Here is an 11,449-nt window from a genome sequence, read left to right as displayed (position 1 = left end):
GTTCCCTTTTTTCTTCTCATTGGCAACCCTAGGAGAGACACTACCACCCCCTAGTCCTCTCGTACAACGAACCGAATTGTCGAAAATACAACAAGAACAGTTAAGCCAAATTGTTGGTTTCTGGGCAACATTAGGCGAAATTGAGCAAGCGCGACAGATTGCGGCCACCATTCCCAGTCAACAATATCGAGATTTAGCATTATCGAAAATTGCCACTCATCTGGCAACCCAAGGGGAGTTTGAGGCCGCGTTAGCGTTGGCAGACTCCCTAGAATATGTGGGGATGCAGGGTTGGCCAGTGCGGGATCAGACTTTGCTGAAAATAATCGGAGTTGTAGTAGCGTTGGATGCTCCTGAAGTGGCTGTGACTATTGTTCAGCAATATCTTGAGCCTTACTGGTATCCCTATGTGCTACCTGTGTTGATAGAGAGTCAAGACTATAAGTTTGTCCAAAATACACTGTTAAAGTTACCCCAAGAGATTTGGGAAAGTCCCAGTGCGCCTCCTGTAATATCCCCGCTATTTGAGGCGATGATTCAACAGGGGGAAATGTCGCAAATTTGGGCGTTTATTGACCTGATTCCCAGTCAGAATGGGCAAATTTGGGCGTTCATTGCGTTGGCAGATGAATTGTTAGAAGCAGGGGATCAAGAAGTTGCTGAGGAAGCGATACAACGGGCGGAGGGGCGACTTTCTGGGGTATCCGATCGAGAGCAAGAAACGGCTCAGGTAAGAATAGCCGGGGTGCAAGCCAAATTGGGCAACCCTGATGAGGCTATGGGCTTGTTAACGGGGACTGAGGATGATTTGGAGAGTATTGAGGTTTATCGGGAAATTGTCGCTCAGTGGCTCTTACAGGGGCGAGAGGAGGCGGTTTTGGCGTTGGCTACGGACTACCCAGAACAAGCTGTGATTAGTTGGGAGAAGTTGGCCGAATATTATGCTAAAACGGAACAGTGGGGGAAATTAGAGGGCGCGATCGCAACCCTACAACAACTCGATGCGTCCAATTTTCCCTTTGCCCTTGATAACATTGCCTTAATTCTTGCACAAACAGGACAAGAGGACAGAGCTTGGCAACTCATCCAAACCCACATCCCAGAAGTTGAGAATACTCAACGAGTCGAGTATCTTGGCCTCAGTCAAACCGTTGAATATTTAGCCGTTGCTAGGGCAAAACAAGGAAACTTAACAGGAGTCATCGAACTCCTCCCCCGTCTTAGCCAAATGAACCAGCAAGGAGTCTTAAATCAAGCGATCGGTGCATTTTTGAGCCGTCAGGAGTACCAAAAAGCTCTTACCTTTGCCCAACATCCCAATACCCCCATTCGACTCCTTATTCCCGTTGCTGAAGCGTTGACAAAAAACGGAGACATAGAAACCGCCTTACAACTGGTCGAACAAATCCAACAAGATGCCCCATCTTATTCCCTTGCCATGATACAGTCTGTCAGTCGGCCACTGTTGGAACAAGGGGAGGAAGAAACCGCGCTTGCATTAATCGAAACCTTAGACGACTTCCCAAAAACCAATCTATTAATTAATTTAATTCGTTTTAGCGAGATTCCACCAGACCGTTTAGAACGTCTCATCGAGCAACTTTACACCCCAATCGAACAAGCAAGACTGTTTGCTGAAATGGCCATTGCTGTCGAGCAGCACACTTCAGACAATGCCCATGCTTATCTCAAGCGTAGTGTACAACTCATTGAAAATCATCCCCCAGCAGAGACCGAAGCCCATAGTAAATTCTTACTGGAACTCACCCGAACTGCCATGGAATTAGGAGACACCACCACTGCAAAACAACTATTAGATCAAGCCTTTTCAGTAATCAGTAATCAGTAATCAGTAATCAGTTATGGAATTTTTTGATCAACCTGTTTTAGTGGCAATTTTCGCTACTTTACATTGTATGATTGGCGCATTTGCAGCCTTCATTGCCCAACGCAAAGGCTACAACTTCCCCCGATGGCTAATCTTCGGCCTCGTCGGTGGAACAGGAGTGCTATTACTCGCCCTCTGGATACAAAAAAATCCCCACCAAAGGGGACTTTAACAAATTTCCCCCCTTTTCAAGTCCTGATCAGTAACCCTGAAATCCTTGATTGATGGGGGAGATAGAGAAGATAGGGGAGAACAAAGAACAAACATTAATTATCCACTATCCATTATCCACTATCCATTCATAACTACCACTTCAACAAATTAAACTGTTCCATATCAATGGTGTCGCGGTTACGGTAAATAGCCAAAATAATCGCCAAACCCACCGCCGCTTCCGCCGCAGCCACCGTGATCACAAAAATAGTAAACACTTGGCCTTTAATTTCTTGGGGGTCTAAAAAATTAGAAAACCCCATCAAATTCAAATTAACCGCATTTAACAATAACTCCACCGACATCAAAACGCGAACCGCATTTCGACTGGTGACAAGCCCATAAATGCCAATGCAAAATAATGCCGCAGCAAGTAACAAAAAGAATTCCAGTTGTAATTCCATAGGTTGTGACTCTCAATCCTTAACTATTTTCCGATGTATTGCCACCCAAAGCAGCAGCTTCCCGTTGTCGTTCCGGTAACGTTAAAGCAGGTGTTGCATCTTGTTCCCCTTCCGTCACATCGGGAACAAAATCACGACGGGCTAAAATAATTGCCCCTACCATAGCCATCAATAACAACACAGAAGCTAACTCAAAGGCCAATAAATAATCACTAAAAAAGTGTTTCCCAATCTGAACCACGCTATATTCATCAGTTACAGTCGTGTCAAGTTCCCAAGGGGTAGCCAGAACCATGGTACTGAGGAGGGCAAATAACCCCACAGAAACCGCCGCCGCAATGCCTCGACGTAACCAGAGGTTGCGGACGGGTTTGAAAACTTCCTGCTTATTCACCAGCATAATGGCGAACAAGATCAACACATTCACCGCCCCGACATAGATCAACACTTGGGCTGCGGCCACAAAGTCCGCATTCAACAGTAAATAGAGTCCCGAAATACTAATAAAGACTCCACCCAATAAAAAAGCAGAATAGACAATCTCCTTGAGAAGGACAACGCCTAATGCTGCCCCTAACATCATCACCGCAAGGATGATAAACGAGACGTATTGAACCCCTTCAGCTAAATTCACGCGCTTTTATTCTCCTTCAAACGTATTCTCCCAAAACTACAGACTACAAAAGTTAGTGCCACTTTTGTAGTCCTTGACCCAAAATTAACTTTGAGTTGTAGCTTCTTCTTCTTGCTTGGCCTGTTCGGCCTCTTTTTTCATCTGGTCCACTAAATCTTCGGGACGAGACCCCGCCCGTTGTGACCCTTTGGGGAGGTCGTGGGAGTCGGTCACGCCTTTGGGGAGATAAGCGAATTCCCGTTGGGGTGTCACCATCGGGTCTTGGGTGACTTTATACGGGAGGCGACCCAGTGCCACGTTATCATAGTTGAGTTCGTGGCGGTCATAGGCGGCCAACTCGTATTCTTCGGTCATAGACAGACAGTTGGTGGGGCAATATTCTACGCAGTTGCCGCAGAAAATACACACCCCAAAGTCGATGCTGTAATGGTGGAGTTTTTTCTTTTTGCTGGCCTTGTCGAATTCCCAATCTACTACAGGCAGTTGAATGGGACACACGCGGACGCAGACTTCGCAAGAGATACATTTATCAAACTCAAAGTGAATTCTCCCCCGATAACGTTCCGAGGGGATGAGCTTTTCGTAAGGGTATTGAACCGTAACAGGGCGACGCTGCATATGGTCGAAGGTGACAGAAAGCCCTTGACCGATATATTTGGCAGCGTTGGCCGCCCCTTTGGCGTAGTCGCCGACTTGTTGGAGAAATTTAAACATGGCTAGGTTGGTTTGGTGTTCGTCAAAAACAGAACGGTGGGTGCTTTACCCCCCAAAAGCAAAGGGAAACGCCAGTTTTAAGGCGGCGGTGAGGAGGAGGTTCACTAAGGCAACAGGGAGTAAAAATTTCCAGCCTAAGTTCAAGAGTTGGTCAATGCGGACACGGGGAACGGTCCACCGTAAGAGAACCGCAATGAAGACCAGAAAATAGGCTTTGAGAATAGTCATGATGATGCCTAATGAGGCGGTGAGAACCTGTAACCAAGAGGTATCTTGACTCACGCCTAACCAGTCGGAAAACTGACTGAGGGGAATGGGAAACTCCCAACCGCCTAGGTACAGAACGGCAAAAATGAGTGAGGAGAGAACAAGGTTAATGTAAGACCCTAGATAAAAGAGGGCGAAGCGCATTCCGGCGTATTCGGTTTGATATCCGGCGACTAATTCTTCTTCCGCTTCCGGTAGGTCAAAGGGGAGACGTTCACATTCCGCTAGGGCAGCTATCCAGAAGATGAGGAAGCCGACAGGTTGCCGCCAAACGTTCCAGCCGAGAATGCCGTATCCGGCTTGTTGTTCTACGATGTCAATGGTGCTGAGGCTGTTGGACATCATGGCAATGGCCAAGACGGCAAAGGCCAGAGGAATTTCGTAACTGATGGATTGGGCGGCGGCTCTGAGTCCCCCTAAGAGGGAGTATTTGTTATTTGAGGCATAACCCGCCATTAGTAGCCCAATGGGGGCAATACTGGCTAAGGATATCCAAATAAAAATTCCCACATTGAGGTCGGTGACGACCATGTTTTGTCCAAAGGGAATAATGAGAAAGGACAAAATGACGGGGACAACTACTAAGATGGGGCCGAGGGTAAAGAGCCAAAGATCGGCTTTGGCCGGGACCATATCTTCTTTAAAGACTAATTTCACCCCGTCGGCTACGGGTTGCAGGACTCCCAAGGGGCCGGCGTACTCAGGGCCGATCCGTTGTTGGGCGGCTGCCGAGACTTTACGCTCTAGCCACACGGTAACGAGGACTCCCACCACTGCACCAATGACCATTAAGGTCATGGGTAGGGGAATCCAAAGGGCTTTGGCCGCGCCTTGGGGCAGTCCCATGTCGGTAAGTGTTTTTATAAAACTTACTTGTAAATCTATTCCTGAAGTCATTGATTTTGCTTACACGCGAGGAATGTTTCCTTACCCAAGATACCTTGAGTTCTGTGACGTTTCTTTACTTAATCCTCTAATCAGTATATCGTTCGTTGCCATTTAATCTAGACGGGGGGGGCGGGAATTTCTGCCTAGAGGGGGAGATAGTTGAGAGTTGAGAGTTGTTTGTTTTTGGTTCTCCCCCATCTCCTCCATCTCTCTTGAGCAATGTCCAGTTCTCAAATCGACCTATGTCTATTGGGGGTAGCTCAAGTTGTGGTTATCTTATGGGTAAATCCTACGTATTTTTTCGGTAATATGACTACAACATCTTCTGCTGCTACGCACTCAACGTCTCAACCTCATTCATCTACTATGCACAAAATCCCTGATTATTCTCTGGTGGAAGCCCTTCCGGATATCTGGGAACGGATGGCTGAACAGTTCGGTGATATTATCGCGCTTTGTGACTCCCATAGCGAACCGGAGACGCGGTTCACCTATGGGGAACTCTATCAACAGATACAACGTTTTGCGGCGGGTCTGCAAGGGTTGGGGATGAAACCGGAAGCGAAGGTGGCTTTGTTTGCTGATAATAGTCCTCGGTGGTTCATTGCGGACCAGGGGAGTATGATGGCGGGGGCGACGAATGTGGTGCGGTCTGGTCAAGCGGATCGCCATGAACTGCTTTATATTTATGAAAATAGCGATAGTACCAGTTTAATTGTTCAGGATTTGAAAACGCTTGATCAGTTGCGTCCGGAGTTGGATGATCTGGCGGTGTCTTTTGTGGTGCTGCTTTCGGATGAAACGGTTAAGAGTGATGAACCGCTACGCATTCTCAGTTTTCAGCAGTTAATGGCCTTGGGGGAAAGTGGTTCTTTGTCTCCGGTGTCTCAAAACCGGGAGACGTTGGCGACGTTGCTTTATACGTCGGGGACGACGGGGAAACCCAAGGGGGTGATGTTGACTCATGGGAATTTGCTCCATCAGGTGATGGCAGTTCGGTCGGTGATTGCTCCAGAGCCGGGCGATCGCGTTTTAAGTATTCTCCCCAGTTGGCACGCTTATGAACGGAGTGTGGAGTATTTCTTACTGGCCCACGGGGCATCCCAGTATTATACGAATCTGCGCTCTTTTAAAAACGATCTCAAGACGATTAAGCCCCATTTTATGGTCGGTGTTCCCCGTCTCTGGGAGTCTATTTACGATGGAGTGCAAAAACAATTTCGGGAACAACCCCCCAGTAAACAACGGTTAATTAATTTCTTTTTTAATATTTCCAACCAATATATTATCGCTCGTCGTATTGCTCGCAATCTCAGCTTGGATCATCCTAATCCCTCCGGGAGTCAACGTTTTGGGGCAAAGTTGAAAGCGACTCTCTTGTTTCCTCTCCATCAACTGGGCAATAAAATTGTTTATCAAAAGGTGCGAGATGCGGTGGGGGGCCATGTGAAATATTTTGTGAGTGGGGGCGGTTCTTTAGCCCGTCACATTGACACCTTTTACGAAATTACTCGCATTCCCCTCATTGTGGGATATGGCCTCACCGAAACTGCCCCCATTGCCACTGTCCGTAACCGAGAACGCAATCTGCGGGGGGCTTCTGGGCAACCTCTCCCCCACACGGAAATCCGCATTGTGGACCCCAATACTTGGCAAACCCTTCCCAATGGGGAACAGGGGTTAGTGTTAATTCGCGGGCCCCAAGTGATGCAGGGATATTACAAAAACCCGGAAGCGACGGAAAAAGTGATTGATGAGGAAGGATGGTTTAATAGTGGGGATTTGGGGATGTTAACCCACGGCAATAATTTAGTGTTGACGGGACGGGCGAAAGATACCATTGTCCTGAGTAATGGGGAAAATATCGAACCGCAACCCATTGAGGATGTTTGTATTCAGAGTCCCTATGTTAACCAGATGATGTTAGTGGGGCAAGATAAACGAGTGTTAGGGGCGTTGATTGTTCCTGAGCTGGATGCCTTAAAGCAGTGGGTGAAGTCGGAGAATCTTGACTTACAGCTTCCGGAGGAGGGAGATACAGATCGTAAAGATATTGACGACCCCAAAATTATGCAGTTATTCCGGTCGGAACTACAAGAGCGAGTGAAAAACCGTCCGGGATATTGTCGCAGTAATCAGATTGGGGTGTTTCGGCTAATTTTAGAGCCTTTTTCCATGGATAATGGATTGTTAACCCAAACCCTCAAAATGCGCCGTCCTGTGATTACAGAACGCTATCAGGAGGTGATTGAGGGGATGTTTTAGGGAGTGTCAATGCCAGAACCAAGGACAAATCCCCAAGAAACCTGTACGCTTAAAAACGAATTCCATGCCAATTTTCAGTTAGGGAGGGAAAATCATTGATGTCTGATGCCGATAAACAGCAACTTATGTTAAAGCGTCCCGTGACGATGAAGGTTGTGGTGACTCCTCGGTGGAAAGAGGAAGTCCAGCAACAATTGCAGACCCAAACGGGACAAATTGATAAGCAGTTGCAGGAGTTGGATATGCAAAGCCAACGCGCGATCGCGGAAATCCAAAAACAACAAGGGGCAATGACTAACCCCCAAGCCTTGCAACAGGTGGAAAGTGTGCAAAATCAGGTCAATCAGAAAAAAGGCGAACTGCAACAGCGCAAAAACCAAGCCCTGAAACAGTTAGACCAGATTGGTACGCTAGAAATGGAACAAGAGGTTTATCAAGGACAAATTGATGGCTTTTTTAATGTGCAAGTGGGAGATAATTTAGTCCGCAAATTACAAGTGGAAATTTTAGTCCGGGATGGTGTAGTGGAGGAGATACGAGGCGATCTTTAAGTCTCCTAGATGCTTCTCCCAGATTCTAGGTGTCACAGTGATGCCGTAGTTAGTTTGATCTCAAGCGGGTTGGTAAAAAAGGTACGTTTGAACGTTGTCCTCATATTAAGCCAACCCGTTTTTTAAAATGTTAGCATCATTGAAAATGAAAATATGGCAATCATAACATCTATTGGAACAAAAAACTATAAAAATTTAACAGACCACATTAAATTTAAAAATCTCAATATTTTTATTGGTTCTAATGGTTCAGGAAAAAGCAACTTAATCAATTGCTTGAAATTTTTAAAGAATGCTTGTACAACACTTACAGACCCAGTAAGAGAAGTGAGTGGTTTACAAGATGCTATTTCTCAATTAGGGGGGAGTAAAATATTAGATAATACTGTAGTTAGTCCAGCCCATATTTCTTTCGAGTATGAATTTTTACAGTTAACTCAATTACCAGACAATCAACCTGTTAAATTATTTTTAAAAATTCTGATAGATAAATTATCAATTACTTCTACCCTCACAGAAGAACATTTATCCTGTGACAAAGGACAAGAAAGACCTTTCTTTTATTATAAATTCCATGAGAATGAAGTAGGAAAAGGGCTAATTAGTATTTATGATGAAATTCAACAGAAAACGCACTTTGAAAAACTAGACAATATCCCTAACAATATTTTAGGGATTAACAGCATTCCAGACCTTTTAGAAGATACTTATTTTACCCCGAAAAATACCACAGTTTATGAAGTCAGACGAGAGATATTAGATGTTATAGGAAATTGGCAATTTTATAACGCCAATAATATGGATTTAAATCAAATTAGAAACGCAGAACCTAAAATGGGTCGTTCGGATATTTATTTATCTTCATCGGGGGAAAATTTATCCTTAGTCTTAGATAACTTAATTCAGCAAAGTATTGATTTTGAAGAAAGTATCAATGAAGCTATAAAAGCCATTCTTCCTAATACTCGTAAAATTAGAACCAATCGCATAGGTCAATATAGTTTAACCATTGAATGGTACTTTGAAGGAATTAATGAACCCTTTTATTTACGGGAAATGTCTGATGGTACAGTCAGAATGTTGTGTTGGGCAGTGGTTCTACATTCTCCCAAATTACCGTCCCTAATTGTCATTGATGAACCCGAATTAGGTTTGCACGTTGCTTGGATGCGAGTTTTAGCAACTTGGATTAAAAAAGCCTCATTAAAAACTCAAGTTTTCGTTACAACCCATAGTCCAGATTTGTTGGATCATTTGACAGATTGTTTAGACAATGTAATTTGCTTTTCTTCTCAAGATAAAATCCATTTTTCAACGCACCAGTTGTCCCCGGAACTCCTCCAAGATAAACTAGAGGAAGGATGGGAATTAGGAGATTTGTATCGTGTTGGTGATCCGGATATTGGAGGTTGGCCTTGGTAGTTTGGGTGTTTGCGGGAGGAGGTGAAGCGGAAGTTGCAGGTTTAATTCAATTTTTAGAACGGTGTTTTCCTCAATTTACTTTTGAGTCTTTTCGTGATCCTGAATCATTCAGTACCTATGATCCAGAACGAGATTGTTGTCAAGAAAAGTTATCAGATTTGTTAATTGAATCAACTAAACGAGTCGATGAGAGTGGTAGTAATATCGATCAATCCCCTTTTTCTAAAAGATACCATACTCCTGAGTTGCTAAAGATGATTGATCCAGAGCAAGTGCAACAAAGATGTCCTCTTTTTAAACAATTTTATCTTAATTTACAACAATATCCCTTGGATTGAAACCCAAGGCTAATAGCTGAATGCTTACAGATTTGGCTTTTTTCCTCAAGACTTTGGTAAAATTAACTTAACCCCCTATTCCCTAATTCTTATGCGTACCTGTACAATTACCGTCTTGGTAGAAAATACTGCCGGAGGCCGCGGACTACTAGGAGAACACGGAATCTCTTTTTTGATTGAAACGGACTCACACCGGGTTTTATTTGATACGGGACAAGGGTTTGTGTTGCAACATAATGCAAAGCAGTTGGGGATTTCTCTGGATCATTTGGATGCTGTCGCGCTTAGTCATGGCCATTATGATCATACTGGGGGACTTCCCGATCTTTTAAGCCATATTTCCTGTCCTGCTCTCTTTGTCCATCCTGGGGCCTTATCTCCTAAATATAGCCCTAGAGGGGAAATTGGTTCACCGTTACAGGAGGAGCATTTAAAACAACAGGTGGGCCGCATGGTGTGGACGGAAAAGCCTACGGAAGTTGTGCCTGGGGTGTATTTAACGGGGACCATTCCCCGCAACCATCCTTTGGAGGATACGGGGGGGAAGTTTTGGCTCGATCGCAACCACGATACCATTGATCCGATTCTCGATGACCAAGCCCTGTATGTTGAGACTCCTGTGGGGTTGGTGGTGGTGCTAGGATGCGCTCATGCAGGGGTGATTAATACCTTAGACCATATTGCTCAAATTACCGGGAGACAGAGGTTTTATGCGGTGATAGGGGGGATGCACTTATTACGAGCGAATGTAAAGCGTCTGCGGGCCACTGCGGATACTTTGGAGCATTACAAGGTAGAGCAAATTGGGGCGAATCATTGTACAGGGGTGCAAGCGATCGCATTTTTCTGGCAAGAATTTAGCGATCGCTGTTTAGACTGTCGGGTGGGGACTCGTTTAAAATTTGGTGATGGGTAATGGGGGATTAAAACAGATTGTTGCACTAGGGAGTAGTGAAACTGTCTTGTTGTTGGGCATTGTGTTGGGTTTCTTGGGGTTGAATGGGGACCCCATCCCGTAATTTGAGGATATTGGTGGTAATAACACGATCGCCTTCCTCAATTCCCTCCAACACTTGATAACTATTCTCCTGCATATCCCCCAATTTCACAGGGGTTTGGCGGGCCACCGCTTGGGGTTGCTCCCCGGAGGTATCCTCTTGGGCCACAAACACAAACTCCTGGCCGGCCACGCGAGAAATCGCCACCGCAGGGACCAGAATGCCGCGATCGCGGTCCCAAATCACCCTCGCTCGCACAAACTGGCCATCCCGCACCCGGCCATTATTCCGAAAGGTGGCCTTGACTAAAACTGACTGAGCATTGGCCTGCACATTGGGGGAAATAAAACTAATTCTCCCCCGCGCTACAGCACCATTGTCTTCGCCAATAATCTCCACCGGAAGCCCCATCCGCAACTGCTCCGAGCGTTCCACAGGAATTTCTAAGCGCAACTCTAATGCGTCATTTTGAATAATCGTCGTGAGAGCTTCTCCACTATTCACATAATCCCCCACATTGGCCGTCATATCCCCAATTACCCCAGTAATGGGAGACACCACACGAGTAAAGCGTAAATCTTCGCTCACCTCCTGTACATTGGCCTCCGCTTCCTGAATACTGGCTTGTTCTCGCTCCAAATTCGCCTCTGCGGCCTGGACTCGCTCTCGGGCCTCGGCAATATTGGCCTCTGCCGCATTTAACGCTTCTTGGGCCGACTTCTGGGCCGCTAAGGCCGCATCTCGGTTGCGGGTTTGTAAGTCTAACTGCTGTTGGGGTTGGGCCCCTTGCTCCACTAAAAATGCGGTGCGTTTATACTCCTCCTGTTGTAATTCTACGTCCGCTTGTTGTTGTTCTAAATCCGCGAT

General features: G+C 45.7%; 12 protein-coding genes. 7 read left to right on the top strand and 5 right to left on the bottom strand.

The window, feature by feature from the left end; genetic code table 11:
* Window positions 1-76: 76 nt before the first annotated feature.
* On the top strand, window positions 77-1,849 hold the full coding sequence (locus tag PN462_RS19365) for a tetratricopeptide repeat protein (protein WP_272130476.1): 1,773 nt from the start codon (window positions 77-79) through the stop codon (window positions 1,847-1,849).
* 13 nt (window positions 1,850-1,862) lie between these two features.
* Window positions 1,863-2,060, top strand: a complete 198-nt coding sequence (locus PN462_RS19360) for a hypothetical protein (protein ID WP_272130475.1) — start codon at window positions 1,863-1,865, stop codon at window positions 2,058-2,060.
* Window positions 2,061-2,193: 133 nt separating this feature from the next.
* Here the strand turns inward: PN462_RS19360 and nuoK are convergent, their stop codons facing one another.
* From nuoK to nuoH, 4 genes are all read right to left on the bottom strand, one after another.
* A complete protein-coding gene (gene nuoK, locus PN462_RS19355; protein WP_272130474.1) occupies window positions 2,194-2,505 on the bottom strand; it encodes an NADH-quinone oxidoreductase subunit NuoK in 312 nt (103 codons plus the stop codon).
* 19 nt (window positions 2,506-2,524) lie between these two features.
* Window positions 2,525-3,139 (bottom strand): NADH-quinone oxidoreductase subunit J, encoded by a 615-nt coding sequence (locus tag PN462_RS19350; protein ID WP_272130473.1) that lies wholly within the window; start codon window positions 3,137-3,139, stop codon window positions 2,525-2,527.
* 84 nt (window positions 3,140-3,223) lie between these two features.
* Entirely contained in the window at window positions 3,224-3,853 is a 630-nt protein-coding gene (gene ndhI / locus PN462_RS19345; protein WP_272130472.1) for an NAD(P)H-quinone oxidoreductase subunit I, read from the bottom strand.
* Between the two features lie 45 nt (window positions 3,854-3,898).
* Complete coding sequence (gene nuoH, locus PN462_RS19340) at window positions 3,899-5,017, bottom strand: NADH-quinone oxidoreductase subunit NuoH (protein WP_272130471.1); 1,119 nt, start codon at window positions 5,015-5,017, stop codon at window positions 3,899-3,901.
* A gap of 357 nt (window positions 5,018-5,374) precedes the next feature.
* Between nuoH and PN462_RS19335 the strand changes: the two genes are divergently transcribed.
* The 5 genes from PN462_RS19335 (at window position 5,375) to PN462_RS19315 (ending at window position 10,500) form a co-directional block, all read left to right on the top strand.
* Window positions 5,375-7,273, top strand: a complete 1,899-nt coding sequence (locus PN462_RS19335) for an AMP-dependent synthetase/ligase (RefSeq protein WP_272130470.1) — start codon at window positions 5,375-5,377, stop codon at window positions 7,271-7,273.
* Window positions 7,274-7,371: 98 nt separating this feature from the next.
* Complete coding sequence (locus tag PN462_RS19330; RefSeq protein ID WP_272130469.1) at window positions 7,372-7,824, top strand: YlqD family protein; 453 nt, start codon at window positions 7,372-7,374, stop codon at window positions 7,822-7,824.
* Window positions 7,825-7,977: 153 nt separating this feature from the next.
* Window positions 7,978-9,246, top strand: coding sequence for an AAA family ATPase (locus PN462_RS19325; RefSeq protein WP_272130468.1), 1,269 nt, complete (start codon window positions 7,978-7,980; stop codon window positions 9,244-9,246).
* A gap of 5 nt (window positions 9,247-9,251) precedes the next feature.
* Complete coding sequence (locus PN462_RS19320) at window positions 9,252-9,584, top strand: hypothetical protein (RefSeq protein ID WP_272130467.1); 333 nt, start codon at window positions 9,252-9,254, stop codon at window positions 9,582-9,584.
* Between the two features lie 91 nt (window positions 9,585-9,675).
* Window positions 9,676-10,500, top strand: a complete 825-nt coding sequence (locus PN462_RS19315; protein ID WP_272130466.1) for an MBL fold metallo-hydrolase — start codon at window positions 9,676-9,678, stop codon at window positions 10,498-10,500.
* A 25-nt stretch (window positions 10,501-10,525) separates the two neighbouring features.
* Here the strand turns inward: PN462_RS19315 and PN462_RS19310 are convergent.
* Window positions 10,526-11,449 (bottom strand): efflux RND transporter periplasmic adaptor subunit (locus PN462_RS19310; RefSeq protein ID WP_272130465.1); only part of this gene is annotated, 924 nt, incomplete at its 5' end.

The sequence above is a fragment of the Spirulina sp. CS-785/01 genome (assembly GCF_028330525.1).
GTDB lineage: Bacteria > Cyanobacteriota > Cyanobacteriia > Cyanobacteriales > Spirulinaceae > JAQMSD01.
This window is presented reverse-complemented; position numbering and strand designations above follow the sequence as displayed.